This is a genomic window from Leptospira ryugenii (assembly GCF_003114855.1).
Lineage (GTDB): Bacteria > Spirochaetota > Leptospiria > Leptospirales > Leptospiraceae > Leptospira_A > Leptospira_A ryugenii.
The window spans coordinates 119,127-139,983 of sequence record NZ_BFBB01000001.1 but is presented as its reverse complement, the minus strand read 5'-3'; the positions used below and the strand labels follow the sequence as shown (position 1 = coordinate 139,983).

Genomic DNA, 20,857 nt, shown 5'->3' with positions numbered 1-20,857 from the left:
GATCCGTTGGATTCCCTCGTCAGATAAGTTGTGCAAGAAAGTCTATTTGACCAAGATTTGCTCCTGGAGCTTAGCCTAGGTTTACCCTGCCCTATATTCCATTTGCATCGCAATGAAGGAGGAGAGTTCCGATTCATTTCCTTCTCCGAGCAACTTCCAAAACTTCTCAACTTGAATGCAAATTCGTTGATGGAGAATGCAAGTATATTCTTCGACATCATTTCGTTAGACGATCGAGATCGTTTTTTCCAAAGTCTAGAATCCTCCATTCAAGATGGAAATTCTTGGGAATTGGAATGGAGAATTCAATCAAATCTCAAACCAAGATGGTTATATGCCTGTGCAAAGGTTTTAGAAAAAGATGATGGTTTCCATTGGTATGCGATCCTAAAAGAAATTTCCGAGCGCAAGGAAACAGAATCCGAATACATCATCCATGCCGAACTAGAAACATTGTTAGTTCGGCGAATGCAAGAGGGAGTCATAGTACATGATTTAGATGGGAAAGTCACCTTTATCAACTCAAGTGCTGAGAGAATCCTTGGTCTCTCTTATAAACAAATTGTTGGGATTAGTGAAATACAAAATTCTTGGCATTTTGTAGATGAATCTGGAAAGTTAATAGATCCAGAATTTCATCCAACAATGGTTACACTTCGTACCTTAGAACCGATTACTGATTTCACGATGGGAATACAAAAACCAGATGGCGAAATCACTTGGATTTCCGTAAATACTGAAATCCTCTACCACCCTGAAAAAAAAATACCGATAAAGGTTTTTGCTGTCTTTCATGATATCACCACATCCAAAAAATATGAAACGCTCTTAATCTCTGCCAAACAAAAGGCAGAAGCGGCAGACAGAATTAAAACATCCTTTCTCGCAAACATGTCTCATGAAATCCGTACACCTTTGAATGCCATTATCGGTTATACAGAGCTTTTATTGGATGCCAACCTGACAGAAGAAGTCGGTGCCCAACTTAGGATCATTCGAAACAGTGGCAACTTATTGCTAAATATTATCAATGATATCTTAGATCTTTCCAAGATAGATGCGAATCAAATGAAAATCGATGAGTATCCTGTTTCGTTTAAGGAAATCTCGGAGCGTATCAAGGAGAGTGCATCAATTTTGATCTCCAAAAAAACGAAACCCATCCAATGGAAACAATCCATAGATGAGAACCTTCCTACGATGTTTTTGGGAGATGAAAATCGGATATTACAGATTATATTAAACTTAGTCAACAATGCGATTAAATTCACCGAGGAGGGCGAGATTGAATTCCGAATTGAGAAAGACAAAGAGGAGATCGTATTTTCCATCCGAGACACGGGGAAAGGAATATTCCCTGAAAACTATGAGAGGATCTTTCAACCTTTCCAACAGGAAGACTTTGGTGATGCAAGAAAGTATGGCGGCACGGGACTTGGTCTTACAATTTCAAAAAAACTCATAGAATCTATGGGGGGTAAAATCCGCTTTGTTTCTTCTGTATTGGAGGATCATGGAACCGTTTTTTATATCCATCTTCCGCTTAAACACGTTATACCCGAGCCCTATCCCGAATTAAAAGTCTTACATTCCGAACTTAACAATGTGAGTCATGAATCCATAAACATCCTTTTAGCAGATGATGATTTGGTGAACCAGAAGCTCGCCTTGCGTATGTTATCACAATTTAATGTAAAAATCACTTCAGATGGGAAAGAAGCATTTGAGCTGTACCTCCAATCAAACTTTGATATCATCATTTTAGATGTGCAAATGCCAGTGATGACTGGCTACGAGGTGGCTAGTGAAATTAGAAAGTATGAACTTGAAAAAAACAAAGAGAAGAAAACTCCGATTATTTTTCTATCAGCTGCTGCTTTAAAAGAAGACCAAGAAAGGGGCCTCCACGCAGGAGGCAATGCTTACTTAACAAAACCCATTAAAAAGCAAAGTTTGATTGATACAATTTTGAAGTTAGTTTCTTTGCAAAATCCCAGCTCTAACTACATAATCTCCAAATGATTCTTTTGCGTTTCTTTCTTTGGAATATCTTGAGAACATCTGGTCTAACTCACTGAGGATTTGTTCTTCGTTGAGATTTTCTTTGTACTTTTGGTTTAGTCTCAATCCTTCCCAATCGGCACCAAGGTGCAAATTGTACTTTCCATACGCCGTACCAACCAACCCTATCTCAGAAATATAAGGACGAGCACATCCATTTGGACAACCTGTCATACGGATGGTGATAGGGTCATTTTTTAAGCTATGTTTCATCAAAAGTACTTCAATTTTATCAATAAGTGAAGGTAGATACCTTTGAGCTTCTGCAAGTGCCAAGGGACAAGTGCTTAATGCAACACAGGCCATGGAATTCTTTCGTATCGGAGATGCTTCCAAAGTTTTTTTGATTACACCGTATTTTTCCAAAATCGATTCGATGAGTGCCTTATCCTTTGGAAAAATATCTGATAGAATTAAATTTTGGTTACAGGTAAATCTAAATACTGCACGTCTAGTTTTCGAAACTTCCAATAAACATGTTTTTAATAGATAATTGTCTTCATCTAAGACTCTTCCATTTTCCACGAACAATGTATAATGCCAGTTTCCTAAAGAGTCTTGCATCCATCCGAATTCATCGGTCCGAGTATTAAATTTAAAATCTTTGGCAGGTTGGAGTTGGATTCCAGATCTTTTTTCTACTTCTGCTTTATAGAAGTCCACGCCGAGTCGGTCGACAGTATACTTTAGCCGAGAAAGTTTACGGTCTTCTCGATTCCCAAAATCTCTTTGAACTGTGACAATTTCATAGACGACTTTGAGGACATCTTTTTTTGACACATAGCCGATGACAGTTGCTAACCTTGGATAGGTTTCCGCATTGCCATGCGTTGTACCTAAGCCTCCACCAATCGCAACATTGAATCCTTTGAGTTCATTCCCTTCAATGATCGCAATCAGGCCAATGTCATTGGTAAACACATCCACATCATTGTGGGGAGGGATTGCGATTCCGATTTTAAATTTTCGAGGCAGATAAACATCTTTATACAGCGGATCGAGTGGTTCTTCTTTTTCTACTAGTTGTTTTTCATCTAACCAGATTTCATAGTAGGCACGCGTTTTTGGCAACAGATGGCGGCTAATCTCTCCTGCATATGAATACACTTCTTTATGAAGTGGTGATGCGGAAGGATTGGAAGTACAGGTAACGTTTCGATTAACATCTCCGCAGGCAGCTATCGAGTCTAAAAAAACCTGGTCAAATGCTTTGATTGTTGGTTTAATTTGAGACTTAAGGATTCCATGCAATTGTACAGTTTGTCTAGTTGTTATCTTTATCGTACCTGTAGAGTTTTCACCAGCTATGTTGTGCAAAGCTTCCCAATGCACAGGTCCAATCATTCCGCCTGGTATACGTAGACGAATCATGAAAGAATGTAAACGATCTAATTTTTTTAAAGCTCGCTCTTCCCTTCGGTCTCTGTCATCCTGTTGGTACATACCATGGAATTTTAAAAGGAGTTGGTCATTTGCCCGAAGAGAGCCAGTGTGTTCATCAAGAAGACTTTCCTTAAGCGTGCCACGTAAGGCCTTACTTTCTCTCTTTACCTTTTCTGCTAATGTTTCTTTTTTTATTTCTTGAGACATATACAACCTTAATAAACGTCCTTTTTGTACCTTCCAGCTTCTTCCAGCTGATTCAAATATTCTTCTGGGGATTTGTCTTTATCAAATTCTCTTTGCGACAAAATCTCGATCAAGGCTCTCTCTACATCTTTACTCATCGGATCTTTTGAACCACAGACGTAGATGCAAGCTCCTTCTTGGATCCATTTGAGAAGTTCATTGGTATTCTCACGCATACGATCTTGAACATATACTTTTTTCTTTGTATCTCGAGAAAATGCAGTATTTAACTTTTGTAATACGCCTGTCTCCATCAACTGTAGAAACTCTGCTTGGTAGTAAAAATCTGAGACAAAATTGCGTTCTCCAAAAAATAGCCAATTCTTACCCGATGCTTGGTTTGCCTCCCTTTCCCAAACAAAAGAGCGAAACGGTGCAATCCCTGTTCCTGGGCCTATCATAATGATAGGGGTCTCATCGGAAGGAAGTCTGAAATTTGGATTTTTTTGGATATAAAACTCCACACTTTCCCCTTCTTGCATCTCAGAAAGGAAGCCAGAACAAAGACCAGCCTTCGTATCAATGCTTGTTTTGATCTCTACTTCCGCAACCGTTAGGTGTAACTCGGTATCCCCATGTGCTTTCTTAGAAGAAGATATAGAATAATATCTAGGTACCATCGACTCTAAAATATCAACGAGTGCTTGCACATCGCCTTTCCAAGGGTATTGGGTTAGCAATTCGTCTAAATCAAAGACTCCACTCGCAATTTCTGCATTGATTGCTTTCTGGTATTTTTCTAAGACACGTTTCGGTAGATTGCGGATGGAAACTTTGTTTTTTAAAAGATCCTTGAGCATCCATGTCTCATTCGAAAAACTCACTCGATCTTCGGAGTCTACATTGAGTAGACTTACAATGCGATTCACATCTGCCTCTGTATTTTTAGGGAAGAATCCTGCACTGTCTCCCGGTTCATAATCAATTTCAGAATCACATGTGATTTCAATGTGACGAACAGACTTTGTAGCGCCTGTATCATTCAAAACTATATTCTGGCTGATCCTACCAGCGTAAATGATACGGCCACCTGCCTTGGCAACAGGACTCGCTTCCTTTGTAATGGCTCCACTCGAGACGCCTATACCACCTAACTTCTGGCTTAAAGATTGGAACCATGGTGTGGCCACCGATTCAATATCTAAATCGCATTTTCCTAAACTTTGGATTCTTGTTCCACCCAAACGAGACAATTCTTGGTCTACGTCTTCACCTGTTTTACAAAACAAAGGATAGGATGTATCACCTAATCCTAGTACTGCGAAATTAATTGATTTTAAGGGGGATGTACGTTCTTTCAAGGTCTCTACAAATTTTTTTGCTGCGTTCGGTGGATCTCCATCACCATGCGTTGAGACAACGACGATTAGATTTTTTTCTTGGTCTAATTCATTTGCTTTATAGGTTTCTGTACTCTTAAGCTTTGCGTTGTGACCTAAATCCTTGAGTTGTTTTACAAACTGAGTAGCCAGTTTTTTTGCATTGCCTGTCTCCGTTCCATAGACAACGGAAATTGTGAGTTTGGCACTTGAGATTGCTGAGGTAGAAACAACATTAGGTACAACACGTTCGTTGGGAACCTGCTCTGAAAAAACGGGGTCAGAGCCTAACATGGGTTGCATCATGGCTGAAAGATAGCCATTCATCCAGACCCATTCTTCTTTGGTAGATTCACGTAGTAATTGGAAAAAACGATTCCGTTTTTCGTCAGAGAGCATAGGAGCTTTTCGTCCTTTTCGTATGATAGGCTTGTGCCAAGGTACCATAGACAGTCTTAATTTCTACTAAAACGTCTATTATATCCGATACATTGAACATTCCTTCCATTTATAGCGCAAGTAAACCAAAAAACTAGACCTTTTGTAAAAAATACTGGCAGAATTGCCTTGACCATTGGAGTCCCTTGGCTTCCCCTAAAGCCATGTCTATCCCCCCTTCTAGACCTGGCTTTGTGAGTTTTGTGAGTGCAGGACCTGGCTCTCCTGACCTCCTTACCTTAAGGGCAGAGAGCCTACTCAAATCTGCAGAGGTTGTTCTCTATGATGCCCTTTTAGAAGAGGGTATGCAAAAGCTATTTCCCAATGAGGCAGAATGTGTATATGTCGGAAAGCGGAGTGGTGCCCATTCGAAAACGCAAGAGGAAATCAATGAACTCTTGGTCCACTACGGCAAACAAGGCAAACAAATCGTGCGCCTGAAAGGTGGGGATGCCAGTGTCTTTGGTAGACTAGGTGAAGAAATCCAAATCTTAAGGAGCCACAACATACCTTTCCAAATCATTCCAGGTGTAAGTTCCGTGACAGCTGGCATCAGCGAATTGAACTCCTCATTGACACTACGCGGGGTCTCGCGCCAAATCCTCATCATTGATGGGCATAGCATTGTGGAAGACCCAAAGTCAGCATCGTATCTATCTTCCTTCCCTGGAACACTTGTTATCTTGATGGCCAGCCAAAAAGTGGAGATTGTTGCTAGCATCTTATTAGAGCTTGGATACAAAAAAGAAACCCCCATCGGCTTGGTAGAAAAAGCAGGGAGTTCCTCGAGCCAAATGCAGATTTCCACTTTGGGTGAAGCCAAAGAATATGGATTGAAACTCAGTACTGATGGACCAGGGATACTGTATCTCGGAGAAACTTTACGAGAGACGTATAATCTCTACCAAGAACATGCAAAAACGATATCCAATCTTCCTTAATCTCAGCGACAAACAAGTGCTCATCGCAGGTGGAGGATCTGCCTGTTTGGAGAAGTTAATGGGTTTATCTGAGATTCCATGCCAAATCCAAATTGTCTCACCTGAAATCTCGCCTGCCGTTCATGAATTTATTTCAGGCAAACCCAACATCCATGTGATCCTTAGAACCTTAGTAGAAACTGATTTAGAAGGAAAGGATCTGATCTTTCTTGCGACAAATAATGGAAAGACCAATGCGGAGTTTCGAAACTTAGCCAACCAAAAGGGAATTTGGGTAAATGCAGTGGATGATCCTGTAAATTGTGATTTTTTTAGCGCCTCACAAGTAAAAGTTGGTTCCATTCGTTTTGCCATCAGCACAGAAGGAAATTTTGCTGGAATCAGTTCTCTTTTACGCCAAATCTTAGAAGAATTGATACCTGTGGAACATGCAGACGATTTTGAGGCTTTGTTTGAAATCAGAAGGCAATTGAAGCTAAGACTTTCCGATCCCCAAAAAAGAAAGCTAGCATTGCAATCTGTCATCAAACAATTACGTGAGACGTATTTCCAATAAACGTATTCCCTATGGGTTAAACTTTACATAGACCTCTGTATACCGGTGTTCATTGGCTCTCATTGCATCTATGGGTATGTTGATCACTACTTTGCCATTACCATCCGAACGGGCTGTCCAATCACCTGGCGTTCTTGTCTCACGGAAATGAACAGATTTGATTTGATACGGCAAAAAGATTTCCAATTGAAGATGATTGACCAAAGCATTGAACCTTAGAAGGTCATCTCTTTTTTTTGCTTCCAAAAGAATCGCTTGTAGTCCTCTCTCATCTAGGTTCAGATCACTTAAAAGAGGAGATTCCGAACTCGTATCAATCAAAACAACAAACGTATGCTCTTTTTCTAATTCTTCTTGGTAGCGATAAAATCGTAAGCCTTTGGGAAGAATCTTATAGATATTTTGAAATTCATAAGACCTTTCTCGAATAATGAGTTCTGCATCGGACTTGGGAACTAAGCCTGTTCCCATATTGACTAGGTTGTTTTGGCTTTTTATCCTTTTCTCATAGATCAAAAATTCTCCTGATAAATCTTCTTTGACCTTGATCTTGATATTTGCACCTGCACATTGTATGAAGGTGAGGCAAACAAAGACTGATAAAAAACAATTCCTCATATCTGTATCCTTTTCAATAGTGGGGAATGTCTAGCTGTAATTATGATCTATCCTGAAGAATTCCCAAGACATGGCCGTGATATTTCAAATGAGCATACGTTTTACCGACGCTTTCAAAAAGAAATCCCCCACTCTTGGAATGTATACTATTCTTTAACACTCATCACGCCTGATGTCCCTATGAGAGAGATCGACTTTTTGGTCGTGAGCCCATATGGGATTACGAGTGTGGAATTGAAAAATGGGAAGTGGAGATTCCAAAAAGGAAAATGGGAGTTTTTTAATGCCAGATCACGTGATTGGCAACCTGTGGAAGGGAAATCTTACGATGGTCCCGTAAACCAAGCAAGTTCTCAGATCCAACTCTTCCGAGAGTTTTTACTAAACCATAACCAATGGAAAGACCTCGTATATGAGGAATACTTCAGCTCAGCTGTCTTTTTTCTGAAAAATTCTACGAAAGAATTTTCTCATACTGGGCAAAGAAAAACACACCTGATAGGCAAAGACAAATTAGAAAATCATAATTTAGAATCGGTTCTTCAAGAGATCCAAAATAATTTCCAAAGAGAGCCAATTCCTGTAGAAGCCATCCAAGCGATTCACGAAATCATACTCAAAAATCTAAATCTTGTCACCAAAGATGAGTTAATCGCAATTAACCATGAAGACAAACTTTTATCCCTTACAAAGGAACAGTACTCACTCATTCAAGGTGTAAAGGAGAATAAAAGGTCGATTGTCTTTGGTGTAGCAGGATCTGGTAAATCTTTACTCGCAGGCAAACTAGCCTTGGATTTTGCCAAAGAGAAACATAGAGTTTTACTCTGGCAAGGATCTAAAGCACTGTTCAACCTTTGGCAGTCCGAATTGAAGCAACATCCTGAATCTGAGAGTATTACTTTGGTGCAGCACCCAAAAGAAATCACTTCCTTTGAGTTTGATATCCTCATAGCTGACCAAATCGAATCCATTTTGGATGGCATGGAACTCAAAGAGTGGAAACTGTATTTCTCGGATTGGTTTTGGCAATCAAAACAATGGGTTCTTTTTTTGGATCGATCATATCGTATGCAAAACCATCCAATCTTAGACTCTCTCCTAACATCTGTTCGCCAAACTTGGGATATCACCCGGAATATTCGAAATTCCAACGAGATCATATCTTTTGCCAATCTACTCGTTGAAGGTATAGCAGGAAATCCAAACCTGGAATCGTTTACCGATGTCCAACTCATCTCTGTTGTCGATGAGGATGATTTTATCGAAAAGATAAAATACAGTGTAGCGTATTTGAAGCGAAGGATGTCAGTCTTAGCAGAACCCATTACTATCCTTTACCCTGAGGAGGCTATCTTCCAGGATAAACCAAAATTAAAAGAGTTTCTAAATGTCCGGGAATATTCTTTGGTTCCTTTGGTGGATTTTCAAGGATTAGAAGAAAGTGTTGGCATCTTACTCGGCTTCTCCGACTGGGAACAAACAAAGACTAGGTGGGCATTGAGTAAAGCAATCCTACACTTCCGCGATGTTGTTTGTATCCTGTATGAAGAAAGAGAAAGGGAGAGCATAGCCTCCCTACTCCAAAAAAATGGTTCCAGCCCGTAAGCCGGATTCTGTTCTATGCGATCATCTATCTGATGCTCTCTACCCACAACCTGGCGGGACAGCTCATAACGGTTGTTTACTTGAGATTGCACATCGGAGGGTTTACCTTGCCTCATTTTTTGCAAAACAAGCGGTGGTCTCTTACACCACCATTTCACCCTTACCTCCACCACTTCTCTGTTGCCAAAGGAGGGCTCGGAGGCGGTATCTTTTCTGTTGCACTTTCCGTGTATGTTGCCATACCCCGAGTGTGACTCGGTCCGATTGTCCCCTAGTGTCCGGACTTTCCTCCCCTTCCTTAAGCCACCTAGACCCAAGAAGAGGCGATCGCTCGGCTGGAACCACCCTCTAGTTTTCGAATTTATTTTTTATGTCTAGCAAAATAGCAGATGACTTGGCATGGTATATGCATTGTGTATCAAAAAGGCAGGCAATGAAGATGCGAAGTTTACAGAAAACACTATATGTATATATTTTGTGCATATCGTTCGGAATCCAAGCATCACCAATTGAAGATTGGACAACGGATGACATCCTCAAGGAAGTCCGTGTCTCTCGGATCCCGCAAATCATCGACTTGCTGGAAGAAAAAGCCAAAAAGGCAGTCCAAGCTGAAGATTACCAGTCTGCCAAGGAATACCTCAAGAAAGCTTTGGTTCTCAAGCACTCCATTGGTATGAAGCACACAGAAGGGAGTGCGAGCATTCTCTCCAAAATTTCACACATTGAAACAAAGCTCGGCAACCGCTGCGAGGCCTCTAAACTTTCCTCTTTGGCCAAACGGATCTACCGCCAGATCGGTGTCAATTTTGGAGCAGTCTCCTTTGAAGAAGGTGGAGAGAGCAATCCAAAGGTAGCCATGTCCGCAGCTTGCCAAGAAAACCTGAGTTACGTTCGAGACTAGTCTTTTCTCTTAAACCCCAAAGACAAAGAATTCACGCAGTATCGTAGACCCGTAGGCCTTGGTCCATCCGGAAATACGTGCCCCAAATGCGCCCCACACCGAGAGCAATGGATTTCCACCCGTTTCATGCCATGGCTAAGGTCTACTTCCTCTTCTATCGCAGTTTTGGAAATTGCCTGGTAATAGCTCGGCCAACCGCTTCCTGATTCATACTTTGTTTCGGAGCTGAAGAGTTCTTGTTCACAACAAGCACAAACATAAACGCCTTCTTCTTTGTGTTGGTAGTACTCACCAGTAAAAGGTCGTTCCGTTCCCTTATTTTGAGTGACATGGAATGCCAGCGGAGAGAGCTTTTTTTTGAGTTCTTCTTCGTTTAGTTTGATTTTTTCATCCATAGAGGTGCCTCCAATAGCATATCTAAGTCCACTCTTTTGCTAGCATTTTTCTGAAAGACAAGCATCCGCACTTTCTCAAATTAGAAATTAGACACGTGTTTCCGCAGCTACAAATACTCCACGATACGAAAAAACAGAGGTCCAAAGAAGATGTCAGCGAAAGTTTACTTTGGACGACTTGCCAGCGTACGCTTCGGTTTTCTTGGACAGCGGATCTCAAACAATGGGAAGGTCGCCTGGGTGTCTATGCCAGTGGTGAAGAGGCACATGCTCTCCTTTTAGAGATCATTTCCGGCCTGCACTCACAACTTTTTGGTGAGAGAGAGGTCTATTATCAGTTCTTGGATCGGTTTAAAGACCTGCGATTGCAAAATGAACCAAATGCCAGTATGTGGATTGCCTTCCGGAAATTGATCATAGAACAGTTTGAGTTCATCAAAGAAACCTATCTAAAAGACCTTAGGGCAAATTCTTACATCAACTTAATCAGAGACTTGCTTCCTGCCTCAGGCAATATAGTGATCTTTGGCACAGGAAATCTAGCAGAATCGCTGTTAGAAGATTTAGATACAAACCAATATGAAATCATTGTGTATGGTAGGAGTAGTTCAAGACTCAAACACATTGATAAGAAATACCAAACCAGATGCCACCATTTGGAAGAATATACACCTATCAGTGCCTTCCACATCATTGCAAGTACCGAATTTTCTCCCACTCTTCTCAAAGAAATCGTTCAAACAAATACAATTGTAGATTTCAGAGAGAATATTAGCAATAGCCAAGGTGAATACAAAAATTATCATACCTTAGAAAAACGATTCGAAATCGCAAATTCATTAAAATACCCTGAAGTTAAAGAAAGAATCACTAAGGATATTCGGAACTATGTAAAATCAATTTACCAAAGTAAGAACCTCTCTTATGCGAACAACTAACATAAAGAAGGTTATCATTGGAGCCAGATCATCCACACTTTCCAAACTTCAGGCAATTACAGTAGGTGAAGCCCTCAATCAAAAATTTCCAGAAATAGTCATAGAGTATGCCTTCCGAGAAACAAAAGGGGATCTTGACCAAACCACAGCCCTGCCCGATTTTGGCGGACAAAGTGTATTCACGAAAGATTTAGAAGAAGACCTCTATGCAAAAAAAATCGACCTGATTGTTCACTCTTGGAAGGATATGGACCTAGGTGAGCGAAAAAATTCCAAAGTTTTTTCCGTTCTAAAAAGAAAGGATCCTCGTGACGTACTTCTTTTTAAAAAAACCAGTATCGATGCACACAACCGTCCGATCCAAATACTCACCTCTTCCCCAAGACGAGCGCACCAACTCTTATCTTTTTTACCACAATACCTTCCCATTCAACTACAAAGCTTAGGATTTGAAGTGCATTCTGTGCGAGGGAATGTGCCAACTCGTCTGGAGAAATGTTCTTCTTCCCAGGCAGATGGTATCGTCATTGCAAAAGCTGCACTTGACAGACTCTTATCAGAACAGATTCCAAAATCAATCAGAGAAGAAGTTTTACAAACTCAAGAATCCATCCGTAAACAGTTACTAAACTATTTCTTTATGGTTCTGCCTCTATCAATCTGCCCTACGGCACCGGCACAAGGAGCATTGGCTGTACAAATCTTAGAAGAAAATGAAGAGTTAGAATCTCTAGTAAAACAAATCACTGACCGTAGCACAGAAGAATGTTGCCTAGCAGAAAGAAGCGCCTTAAAGATGTTTGGTGGAGGGTGCCACCAAAAAATAGGTGTTACCTTCTTAAAACGAAGTTATGGTACCATCCAATTTCTATCTGGACTCAAAGAAGACAATGTATACACCAAGGAAAATCAAATCCTTGGGACTAAGGAGCTCAGCTTCCAGAGAGAAGAGGTTTGGCCACCAGGGGCAAAGATGGCACAGAGACAAAGAGAGAGACTTACATATAAAATCCCGCCCGACTCAGATCTGTTTGTTTCGCGAGGGTATGCATTTCCTTTAGACCTAAGGACGATACCCGATAAAGAGTTAGTCTGGACGGCAGGACTAGGTACTTGGAGAGAGCTTGCAAGCAGAGGGATTTGGGTTCATGGTTCTGTAGATGGACTTGGAGAGCAGGAACCTATCGATGTACGCCTACTCTTAGGAAGGACACCAAGATTTATTAAATTATCTCATTTAGAATCTGATAGTGCATTCGGTCAATATTCATTGATTTCAACGTACAAATTGTCCTCGCCTGAAATCCCATTTCCTTTTGATCCCAACAAAATCAAAGCCGCTTTTTGGAGAAGTGGCACGGAATACAGTATCGTTACAAATCGTTTTCCTATTTTAAAACGTGTCATACACTTTTCCGGCCCTGGCTCTACACACCAAAAGATCAAAAATGATCTAAAGGATGATCTGGATGCACAAATCTATGTTTCGCTTTCTTTTGATGATTGGGTCGAAAGGCATATCAAAAAATGAGTCCAATCAGAGGTTATAATCTTTAATGATGAATTTAAGAAGAACAAAACAAAACCAAAATTTGATTCAATTGACAGATTCTTCTTCCTTATCTCACAAAAAGATGATCCAACCGATATTTTGCGTTGAGGGTCTACATTCTAAAGAAAGCTTAGAAAGCTTAAACAATGTTTACCGCGATACCGAGACAACAATTTTAGAGACGATTGAGTCTGACCAAAAGAAAGGGGTCCAACATTTTCTTTTATTTTTAGTGCCCAAGACAAAATCAAATGAAGTATTTCCCAATCAATTCATCGAACGAACGATAGGTTCTATCAAACGCAAATTTCCGGATATCTTTCTATGGTTAGATACCTGCTTTTGTTCCTACTCTACCCACGGGCACTGCGGGCAAATAAATCAGATGGGTGAGATCGACAATTCTCTTTCACTGATTACCTTGTCAAAATTGGCACTTTTATATGCCCAATCAGGTGCCGATGGAATAGCCCCCAGTGATATGATGGACGGCCGGGTGGCTTCCCATCGAAGGATATTGGATGAGAATCAGTTTTCAAACGTACCAATTTTGAGCTACTCAACAAAGTTTAAGAGCAATTTTTATGGACCTTTTCGTTCATTGGCAGATTCAAAACCTCAAGTTGGAGATAGATCCACCTATCAGCTATTTGTCGGTGATAGAGAAACAGCAATCCGCGCCTCCATCCGCGATGCAAACGAAGGTGCAGATTTATTAATGGTGAAGCCAGGCATGACTTCTATCGACTTGCTTTCTGAGATACAGAAAAAAACACTTCTACCAGTTGGAGCCTACCAGGTAAGTTCCGAGTATGCAGCCATCAATCTGTTAGCCGAAAATCAATTTCTAAAGAGAGAAGATGCCCTGATTGAAACATGGCAGGTATTCCAAAGAGCGGGAGCTTCATTTTTAATTAGTTATGCGGCAAGGGAAGCCAAGGAACTTTGGATTTGAGTTCACATGATTTATTCCAAAGATCACTTAAAGTTGCACCGGGGGGTGTACACTCTCCCGTACGTTCTTTCCAATCGGTTGGTGGAAATCCCATATTCTTTGAGAGATCCAAAGGAGCCTATCTATGGGATGTAGAGGGAAAGAGGTACATAGACTTTTGCCAAAGCTTCGGACCTTTGCTTTTTGGGCATAGAGATCCTGAAATCCAAGAGATTGTTTTAGATACCATTGAACGAACTTGGACTTTAGGCGCTTGTGAACCTTACTCTTTAGAATTAGCCGAATTCATCATCCAACACATTCCCTGGGTAGAAAAAATACGATTTGTCAACTCGGGTACTGAGGCGGTGATGAGTGCCCTACGTGTTGCACGCGCCGCTACTGGAAGGGCAAAGGTTCTTAAGTTCGAGGGTTGTTACCACGGTCATTTGGACAGTTTACTTGTAAAGGCTGGCTCTGGTTTGGCGGGAGAAAGTGCCTCTGATAGTGCCGGTATCCCCAAAGAACTCATACAAAATACTTTTGTTCTCAGTCTAGATGAGGAAGATGAACTTGAAGAGTTTTTTTCTGAGCATGGAACAGAAATTGCCGCCATCGCGATTGAACCTCTGCCGGCTAACTATGGTTTACTCCCACAAAGAAAATCTTTTTTGCAGAAATTGAGGTCTCTTGCAACAAAGTTTGGATGTGTATTGATCTTTGATGAAGTCATTACCGGTTTTCGAATCGGCTTTACGGGGATGTCTGGACGATTGGGGATAAGTCCAGATTTGGTTTGTTATGGCAAAATCATAGGAGGTGGTTTTCCTGTTGGTGCTTATGCGGGCAAAGCTTCACTGATGGATTTAGTCTCTCCCAGTGGAAAGGTGTACCAGGCGGGGACTTTATCAGCTAATCCGATCGGGATGAGAGCAGGCTTAAAGACACTCCAGAAAGCCTTTCTTGAAAATCCGTATTCTGCATTGTCCATACAAACAGAAACATGGTCAAACGAACTAGTCAAGAGTCTGAATGAAACATCAGAGTTTACTTGGAAAACGCAATCTCTTGATTCCCTTTTCTGGCTAGTCAGAGAAAGTGGAAAAGAAATAAGAAAGATATCAGAAATTCCATCCTCTCTTCAAGATGATTTTAAAACCATCTTCCATCCATTATTACAGAAAGGTGTCTATTTGCCTCCAAGTCCCTATGAGGTTGGATTTCTGTCAACGGCACATACAAAAGAAATCTTGGATGAAACCATCTCTCTCGTCAAAACCTTACTTTAGTGATTATTAGATTTAGGAGATTCATAACTTACAAAATTGCACTTCGGGTACCGTGAACAAAAGTAAATGGTTTTCCCATTCTTTGCAAATTTAGACTGAATGGTTCCCTGGAGACAATTAGGACAATCTGTACTTTTTTTTGTATCCATCGCTCTCTTTTTCGAAACTTCTAGGAAACGGATCTTTTTTATCCCTTTATAAAATTCGTCAATGAGTTGGAAGGCATCATTTTTTCCCTGTGCCAACTCATCCAAATCTTGTTCCAGTTTTTTAGTAAAGTCGTCTTGGATGAGATTGGAACAATTTGATACCAAAAAATCGCAAACTCTTTCGCCTAAACTAGTCGAGCCTAATCTTGATTTGACATGGAGAATATACTTTCTCTTCAACAGAGTCTCTATGGTTGCGGAATAAGTGGATGGTCTCCCAATGCCTGTTCTTTCCATTTTCGCAACAATCTGACCAATACTATACCTTTCCTTCGGTTTTGTTTGTTTTTCTTCAAATCGTATTTGCTCAAGATCAAATTGTTTCGATTTGGACCACCTAGATTTTCCATCCCCGATTTTGATGGCTTTGTCCTTAAAGGCTAAAAATCCAGGAGAAAGGACTTGTTTCTCTTCGTATTTCCAATGCTGTCCCTTGGACTCAAATAAATAAGTAAACACCAAACCAGTCTCAGGTGCTAGTAAACTCTGGTAGAATCTTTCCCAAATCGCAGTGTAGAGTTTAAGCTCATCTGGTTTCAGAATGCCATTTAGTTCATCAGGGCTCCAATCTGGACGAGTCGGTGTGATGGCTTCATGTGCGTCTTGTTTACCAATAGTCTTTCTAGGCTTTTGGCTCCTTTGGTTTACACTTAGATGGGGAAAAAATGTATGCAAATAATTGAATCCGATATTTTTTTTGTCCTCCGATATCCTCGTAGAATCTGTTCTCATATAGGTAATGAGTCCTATCGTTTCTTTTCCCTTTTTCTTTCCTTCATATAAACTTTGTGCAAGGCTCATTGTTTGGGAAGGCGAGAATGATAAATGTTTATTTGCATATTCTTGTAAAGAGGCTGTTGTAAATGGTTTTGGTGCTGGGTGGCGATATGCTTTGGATAGAATATCGATCAAGGTAAATTTTGTAACTTCGCTTGGTCTTCCTTCTTCATCTAAAAGATATTGTTTTTTTAAGGTTTCTTGATGCTCGATACCAAGCAATGCATCAGGATCCTTTAAATCGTATTTGGTTAAGATGAAATCCTTTTGGTCATAGATCGATGCCTGTATTTCTAAATAACTTTCAGATTGAAAGTTTCTGATTTCCTTTTCTCGTTCGCAAATCCATCTAAGAACAGCTGATTGTACTCTGCCCGCAGATAAAGTTCCCATTTTGAGGGCTTTCCATAAAACCGGCGATAACTCAAATCCAAAGATCCGATCTATCACACGTCGTGATACTTGTGATGTAACTAAATGTGAGTCAATGTGACTTGGTGCCTCAATTTGTTTCCAGAGTTCGCGTTTAGAAATCTCTTTCAATCGAATGCGATATTTTGGCACCTTATACTTTGCAAACTCCTCAGCTAAGTGGTAGGCGATGATTTCCCCTTCTCTATCGGGGTCTGAAGCAAAGTAAATTGCTTCTAGATTTTGAAGATTTTTTTTACAGTCTGCGAGGAGAGTTTTTTTTCCCTTAAGCCAAGCGTAATCTGGTTTGTATTGATTGTGGAAGTCAATTCCATAATCTTTGGCAGGTAGGTCCTTGATGTGACCTTTTGTGGCGAAGACTTTCCAACCCTCACCTAAGTAGGATTGAATCGTCTTCGCTTTGCTAGGTGATTCTACAAGAACTAATTTCGTATTGCAGAACCTCGATTAAACAAAGAGCCCATCAACTGAAAGATATCTCTCGCCTGTATCGTAGCAGAAAGTCAATACCTTAGAACCAGCTGGAATCTCTTTTAATTTTTTTGCAACAGCGGCCAAACTAGCTCCAGAAGAGGCACCGATAAAAACACCTTCTTTCTTGGCAATGTTCACTGCCATTTCAAATGCTTCCTCTTTACCGACCGTTATGATCCCATCCAATAAATCTGTTTTGCAGTTTTTAGGAATGAAGCCTGCTCCAATCCCTTGCAGAGGGTGTGGGCCAGGTTTTCCACCACTTAACACAGGTGAGCCTTCCGGTTCCACCGCGAACACTTTCAAATTGGGAAACTTTTGTTTTAAGATCTCTGCACAACCAGAAATATGACCACCTGTTCCCACACCTGTGATCATGTAGTCCAAACCATTTGGAAAATCTTTCGCTATCTCTTCTGCGGTAGTTTTTCTATGAACTTCTATGTTTGCTTCATTTTCAAATTGTTGGGGCATCCATGCATTTGGGTTCGAGGCTACCATTTCTGTAGCTTTTGCAATGGCACCTGGCATTCCCTTTTCTCTAGGTGTAAGCTCAAAATTGGCACCATAAGCTGCCATGATGCGTCTTCTTTCTATTGACATGTGCTCTGGCATAACAAGTGTTATAGGATAACCTTTGACTGCAGCAACCATTGCCAATCCTATCCCGGTATTTCCCGAAGTAGGTTCAATGATGACAGAATTTTTTGTCAGTTTTCCCGACTTTTCTGCATCCTCAATCATGGCTAAGGCAATCCTATCTTTGATGGACCCACCAGGATTTTGGCGCTCTAATTTCAGCCAAATCTCATGAGAATCCCCGAAAAGTCGAGAAAGTCGGATGTGAGGTGTATTTCCAATTGCTTCTAAAATGCTGTTAAATTTCATAAAAACTCCGCAAAATAGTTCTCTGAAGGAAATCCGATTTTGTCCACGAAGAAAAAAAGGCAGGTATTGAAAATTAGATAGGAATCTGTATAAAATGTTAGGCGAAAATGATCAATTTTCTTTGAGTTTCTCGGCAACTTCCTTCAATTTCTCCGAAAGATCGCCCAAGGTGCTCGTGTCTTTTTCTTGTAGACTTTGCGAAAATTTTTCCAAGTCTTTTTGGATCTGTTCTTTTTTCTCACTGGCACGAGATGCCATTTTTCGAAGTAAGTCCTCCCGGTAATTGCTAAAGTCGACCTCTTTCAATTCTCCTAAATCTACCATGGACGTTATGATCTTTTCCAATCTATCCCTTGTCAGGTAATTGGCGCCGATCCCACCGAGAACCAAACGTTCGAAAAGCCCGGAAATGTCTCGTCCTGTTTCCCGAATTAGAGAGGTGAGCATAAAATTGGAGAAATCCTCATTCCTCTGTCCTAAACTGACCTTTAAAAAGGTCTGACCCAGGATTTTTGGTGTGATGTCCTCACCTGTCATATTATCTAAAACTTTGATCTCTTCTCCTCCGATGATCATCTTTGCTACGTCCTCCAAAGTAATGGTAGAACTTGTCTCTGGGTCATAGAGCCGTCTATTTGCGTAGCGTTTCAGGAGCTTCATTGTGGAGTAAAATTAAAATGACTTTTCTGGAGTATGGGTCAACTAAAATAAGATTTGGATGAATCCTCTCTTCGGTGCGATTCTGCTCTCTGCGGAATACGAGCCATATTTAAGTCTTTTGAGTGAAGTTTTGAAGGCAAATGGTCTCCAAAGCCAGCTCGTACTCCCCAAAAATTGGAAGGACAAAGGTGAGGGGATTCACATCTTTACAAAATTTAATCCAGAGCTAGTCAAAGAACTTTTGGATTGGGGCATCGAACCGTTGTTATTGGGGGAGATACCAGAGAATCAACTTTCAGATATGATTGACTCTGGTTTGAGTCTGCATTGGAAGCTAAGCATACATTCTTTGTTTCAGCTTCCTCTTTACCCACTTCCTAGAGAAGATTTGCATTGGGCAATTTTTACAAAATCCAGAGCCTATGACAGAAGATTAGAAATCATACTCAATACCTTTGGACAATCTGTAACCTCTGATGGAGACTTTGATCATTTTCTCTTACGACTTAGGCAAGCTCCACCGCAAATTGCAATCTTGGATTGGGACCAGCTGCCAATGGACATAAAGAAAGCGGTTGAAAGTTTAAAAAAACTTAAAGAAACCAAACAAATACTTTTTTTTGGGATCAAAAATTTCCAAAAGGAACATTTATACAGAGACCTACGATTGGGAATCACCGACGTTTCTCCTGGTCTTTGGTCTAGGGAAGAATTTTTGGCAAGTGTGGTTCACTCCTTTCCCTTAAAAGATGCACAACAAAAGGCAAAATCCCCACTTGGACAGCCGATCAAAAAAATCGAGTTTGCCTTCCAAGAACAAACAAAACCGATCCGCTACCAAGTGCTAGAGAATGTTTTAGTACAAGGAAGTGTTGAGGATGGCAGAACTGAGATGGATAAGAGAAAGGAACTCTTTTCATCCATTCTCTTTCGTTCGCTATAGGTAAAGAAGGTCGTCGCTATTCAATTCTTGGGCACCTCGATTTGGAAACGCCTGTTCAAAAAAAAGTGCGGATAACAAATCAAAGTCCTCATCCTCAACAAAATTCTCTCTCTCCCAAGTTTCATTCCTTCTTTTGATCAGGAGAGAAACAGTTGCATCTTCCAAGGAAAATTCCTGTTTTGTTTGGTTTAATAGCCGAATCAAAAAATTTAAATTATAGATCGAATAGTCACGAAACTTCTGTAAGCTGGCCAATGTTGGTTCATACTTCATTAAAGCTTCCACCAAATAACAAGCAGTCTTTAACTCTTCTGGGTTCTTGGTCTCTCGGTAGTTCCAATAGATTTGGCTTACAGTTTCCAACATGCCGAGAGTATTTTGGTAGCTAGAAAAAATAAGTTTTTTGTTCTCCTCCGATTCCTGGGAAAATTTCCAGAGATCTACAATATGGCGGCCTGCGATTGCCTTTTGTAACTCTTTGTCACTGTCTTCTTCTGTGGGGACAGGATCAAAGAGACGAATGAATAGGTATTTAGTTTCATAGGCAAATCGTGATTCTTTCGGAATGTAATATTCGATCCAAATCGGTTCTCGATAGTAATGGACTGCTTCACCAGCGCTTAGGTCAGGGGTAACTTTTAGAGATTTGAGTTTACGAACATCATCGGTGATGATTTTTTTCCCTTCGATCCTTGTCCGACTCCGTTTGATTTGGCGGAGCTCCGACTTATTTAGGAGTGGTTTGGGCTTGAAGGGTTGGTTCTCCATACTTTAGAATATCGACATCTCAGAGAACCTTCGTGAGTAGGGACCTGAGCCAAAAACTCAGCGGGCTGATTATGCCCGTATCATAAAATACCACCTCACCATGAGAATTGAGAAAGACAGTGGTGGGGAAAGCGCTCACTCCCCAGTCTTGGAGAAGAGAGTAAGAACCATGGTAGACTGGGTAATGGATTGGGTTGTGCGCGATATAGGAATCAAACTCCTTACCAGGCTCATCCTCAACAACAGAAAGAAATACCATTTGTTCATCCAAAAGTTTTAAGTTTTGGTTCAGGATGTATGAATAGGTTTTGCAAACCGTACACCATGTTGCCCAAAAGTAGACAATCTTTGGTTTCCCCTCCCAGGCCTTCACGTCCGTAGGTTGGACAGAAAGGGATTCAAAAGAAATGCGAGGGTGGCTCAGATTTGCGCGAAACCGGGCAAAGCCGAGCGTTGCTCCAAAGAACAGGAGAAAGGCAAGAACCATTTTCCATGAATACGGCCAATTTTTCCAAAAGATCATC

17 protein-coding genes, 1 other RNA gene and 2 pseudogenes are annotated in these 20,857 nt (G+C 40.7%); 10 read left to right on the top strand and 10 right to left on the bottom strand.

Annotated features, from left to right (window positions below):
- Positions 1 to 30: 30 nt before the first annotated feature.
- A complete protein-coding gene (locus DI060_RS00625) occupies positions 31 to 2,022 on the top strand; it encodes an ATP-binding protein (protein WP_108972612.1) in 1,992 nt (663 codons plus the stop codon).
- Here DI060_RS00625 and DI060_RS00620 read toward each other — a convergent pair.
- Both DI060_RS00620 and DI060_RS00615 read right to left on the bottom strand, forming a co-directional pair.
- Complete coding sequence (locus DI060_RS00620; RefSeq protein ID WP_108972610.1) at positions 1,975 to 3,651, bottom strand: assimilatory sulfite reductase (NADPH) hemoprotein subunit; 1,677 nt, start codon at positions 3,649 to 3,651, stop codon at positions 1,975 to 1,977. The genes DI060_RS00625 and DI060_RS00620 overlap by 48 nt on opposite strands.
- Before the next feature lie 8 nt (positions 3,652 to 3,659).
- Positions 3,660 to 5,456: a diflavin oxidoreductase gene (locus tag DI060_RS00615; RefSeq protein ID WP_244594236.1), complete on the bottom strand. Its 1,797-nt coding sequence runs from the start codon at positions 5,454 to 5,456 to the stop codon at positions 3,660 to 3,662.
- Positions 5,457 to 5,593: 137 nt separating this feature from the next.
- On the opposite strand from DI060_RS00615, the gene cobA reads away from it, so the two are divergent.
- The gene (gene cobA / locus DI060_RS00610; RefSeq protein WP_244594235.1) at positions 5,594 to 6,388 is read left to right on the top strand and encodes a uroporphyrinogen-III C-methyltransferase; all 795 of its coding nucleotides are present in this window, start codon (positions 5,594 to 5,596) and stop codon (positions 6,386 to 6,388) included.
- A complete protein-coding gene (locus tag DI060_RS00605; RefSeq protein WP_108972606.1) occupies positions 6,360 to 6,944 on the top strand; it encodes a precorrin-2 dehydrogenase/sirohydrochlorin ferrochelatase family protein in 585 nt (194 codons plus the stop codon). Before cobA ends, DI060_RS00605 begins: the two co-directional genes overlap by 29 nt.
- Before the next feature lie 9 nt (positions 6,945 to 6,953).
- Here DI060_RS00605 and DI060_RS00600 read toward each other — a convergent pair whose 3' ends face one another.
- Positions 6,954 to 7,562: an LBF_1134 family protein gene (locus tag DI060_RS00600; RefSeq protein ID WP_108972603.1), complete on the bottom strand. Its 609-nt coding sequence runs from the start codon at positions 7,560 to 7,562 to the stop codon at positions 6,954 to 6,956.
- A gap of 42 nt (positions 7,563 to 7,604) precedes the next feature.
- On the opposite strand from DI060_RS00600, the pseudogene DI060_RS19280 reads away from it, so the two are divergent.
- Positions 7,605 to 7,994: pseudogene (locus DI060_RS19280) on the top strand (nuclease-related domain-containing protein); the annotation flags it as partial.
- A gap of 1,157 nt (positions 7,995 to 9,151) precedes the next feature.
- Here DI060_RS19280 and rnpB read toward each other — a convergent pair.
- Positions 9,152 to 9,513, bottom strand: an RNA gene (gene rnpB, locus DI060_RS00585) — RNase P RNA component class A.
- A gap of 27 nt (positions 9,514 to 9,540) precedes the next feature.
- Between rnpB and DI060_RS00580 the strand changes: the two genes are divergently transcribed.
- A complete protein-coding gene (locus DI060_RS00580; RefSeq protein WP_108972599.1) occupies positions 9,541 to 10,074 on the top strand; it encodes a hypothetical protein in 534 nt (177 codons plus the stop codon).
- Here the strand turns inward: DI060_RS00580 and msrB are convergent.
- The gene (gene msrB / locus DI060_RS00575; RefSeq protein ID WP_108972597.1) at positions 10,071 to 10,469 is read right to left on the bottom strand and encodes a peptide-methionine (R)-S-oxide reductase MsrB; all 399 of its coding nucleotides are present in this window, start codon (positions 10,467 to 10,469) and stop codon (positions 10,071 to 10,073) included. The two genes, DI060_RS00580 and msrB, sit on opposite strands and share 4 nt — an antisense overlap.
- A 95-nt stretch (positions 10,470 to 10,564) precedes the next feature.
- Here msrB and DI060_RS00570 point away from each other — a divergent pair, with 95 nt between their 5' ends.
- The 4 genes from DI060_RS00570 to DI060_RS00555 are packed head-to-tail and all read left to right on the top strand — an operon-like array spanning position 10,565 to position 15,182.
- A complete protein-coding gene (locus tag DI060_RS00570) occupies positions 10,565 to 11,407 on the top strand; it encodes a hypothetical protein (RefSeq protein ID WP_167836865.1) in 843 nt (280 codons plus the stop codon).
- Positions 11,394 to 12,938 (top strand): hydroxymethylbilane synthase, encoded by a 1,545-nt coding sequence (gene hemC, locus DI060_RS00565; protein ID WP_244594234.1) that lies wholly within the window; start codon positions 11,394 to 11,396, stop codon positions 12,936 to 12,938. Before DI060_RS00570 ends, hemC begins: the two co-directional genes overlap by 14 nt.
- Positions 12,939 to 12,963: 25 nt before the next feature.
- Positions 12,964 to 13,914, top strand: coding sequence for a porphobilinogen synthase (gene hemB / locus DI060_RS00560; protein WP_108972592.1), 951 nt, complete (start codon positions 12,964 to 12,966; stop codon positions 13,912 to 13,914).
- Positions 13,911 to 15,182 carry a glutamate-1-semialdehyde 2,1-aminomutase gene (locus tag DI060_RS00555; protein WP_108972669.1) on the top strand — a complete coding sequence of 424 codons (1,272 nt, stop codon included), beginning with the start codon at positions 13,911 to 13,913 and terminating at the stop codon, positions 15,180 to 15,182. Before hemB ends, DI060_RS00555 begins: the two co-directional genes overlap by 4 nt.
- On the opposite strand, the pseudogene topA reads toward DI060_RS00555, so the two are convergent.
- From topA to DI060_RS00540, 3 genes and pseudogenes are all read right to left on the bottom strand, one after another.
- Positions 15,179 to 17,017, bottom strand: a pseudogene (gene topA, locus DI060_RS00550) (type I DNA topoisomerase); the annotation flags it as partial. The gene DI060_RS00555 and the pseudogene topA sit on opposite strands and share 4 nt — an antisense overlap.
- A 30-nt stretch (positions 17,018 to 17,047) precedes the next feature.
- Positions 17,048 to 17,962 carry a cysteine synthase A gene (gene cysK, locus DI060_RS00545; RefSeq protein WP_108972588.1) on the bottom strand — a complete coding sequence of 305 codons (915 nt, stop codon included), beginning with the start codon at positions 17,960 to 17,962 and terminating at the stop codon, positions 17,048 to 17,050.
- A 111-nt stretch (positions 17,963 to 18,073) separates the two neighbouring features.
- Positions 18,074 to 18,622 carry a polyhydroxyalkanoate synthesis regulator DNA-binding domain-containing protein gene (locus DI060_RS00540; RefSeq protein WP_108972586.1) on the bottom strand — a complete coding sequence of 183 codons (549 nt, stop codon included), beginning with the start codon at positions 18,620 to 18,622 and terminating at the stop codon, positions 18,074 to 18,076.
- Between the two features lie 58 nt (positions 18,623 to 18,680).
- Here DI060_RS00540 and DI060_RS00535 point away from each other — a divergent pair, with 58 nt between their 5' ends.
- Positions 18,681 to 19,565: a hypothetical protein gene (locus DI060_RS00535; RefSeq protein ID WP_108972583.1), complete on the top strand. Its 885-nt coding sequence runs from the start codon at positions 18,681 to 18,683 to the stop codon at positions 19,563 to 19,565.
- Here the strand turns inward: DI060_RS00535 and DI060_RS00530 are convergent.
- Both DI060_RS00530 and DI060_RS00525 read right to left on the bottom strand, forming a co-directional pair.
- A complete protein-coding gene (locus DI060_RS00530) occupies positions 19,560 to 20,333 on the bottom strand; it encodes a hypothetical protein (RefSeq protein ID WP_108972581.1) in 774 nt (257 codons plus the stop codon). The two genes, DI060_RS00535 and DI060_RS00530, sit on opposite strands and share 6 nt — an antisense overlap.
- A 19-nt stretch (positions 20,334 to 20,352) precedes the next feature.
- Positions 20,353 to 20,856, bottom strand: coding sequence for a TlpA family protein disulfide reductase (locus DI060_RS00525; RefSeq protein ID WP_108972579.1), 504 nt, complete (start codon positions 20,854 to 20,856; stop codon positions 20,353 to 20,355).
- Between the last annotated feature and the right edge of the window lies 1 nt (position 20,857).

Bases quoted from the DNA above. Each gene is read 5' to 3' on its own strand.
- DI060_RS00540 (WP_108972586.1), bottom strand. From the start codon at position 18,622: ATGAAGCTCCTGAAACGCTACGCAAATAGACGGCTCTATGACCCAGAG.
- DI060_RS00620 (WP_108972610.1), bottom strand. From the start codon at position 3,651: ATGTCTCAAGAAATAAAAAAAGAAACATTAGCAGAAAAGGTAAAGAGA.
- hemB (WP_108972592.1), top strand. From the start codon at position 12,964: ATGATGAATTTAAGAAGAACAAAACAAAACCAAAATTTGATTCAATTG.
- DI060_RS00615 (WP_244594236.1), bottom strand. From the start codon at position 5,456: ATGGTACCTTGGCACAAGCCTATCATACGAAAAGGACGAAAAGCTCCT.
- cysK (WP_108972588.1), bottom strand. From the start codon at position 17,962: ATGAAATTTAACAGCATTTTAGAAGCAATTGGAAATACACCTCACATC.
- DI060_RS00525 (WP_108972579.1), bottom strand. From the start codon at position 20,856: ATGATCTTTTGGAAAAATTGGCCGTATTCATGGAAAATGGTTCTTGCC.
- DI060_RS00530 (WP_108972581.1), bottom strand. From the start codon at position 20,333: ATGGAGAACCAACCCTTCAAGCCCAAACCACTCCTAAATAAGTCGGAG.
- DI060_RS00600 (WP_108972603.1), bottom strand. From the start codon at position 7,562: ATGAGGAATTGTTTTTTATCAGTCTTTGTTTGCCTCACCTTCATACAA.
- hemC (WP_244594234.1), top strand. From the start codon at position 11,394: ATGCGAACAACTAACATAAAGAAGGTTATCATTGGAGCCAGATCATCC.
- msrB (WP_108972597.1), bottom strand. From the start codon at position 10,469: ATGGATGAAAAAATCAAACTAAACGAAGAAGAACTCAAAAAAAAGCTC.
- DI060_RS00580 (WP_108972599.1), top strand. From the start codon at position 9,541: ATGTCTAGCAAAATAGCAGATGACTTGGCATGGTATATGCATTGTGTA.
- DI060_RS00535 (WP_108972583.1), top strand. From the start codon at position 18,681: ATGAATCCTCTCTTCGGTGCGATTCTGCTCTCTGCGGAATACGAGCCA.
- DI060_RS00605 (WP_108972606.1), top strand. From the start codon at position 6,360: ATGCAAAAACGATATCCAATCTTCCTTAATCTCAGCGACAAACAAGTG.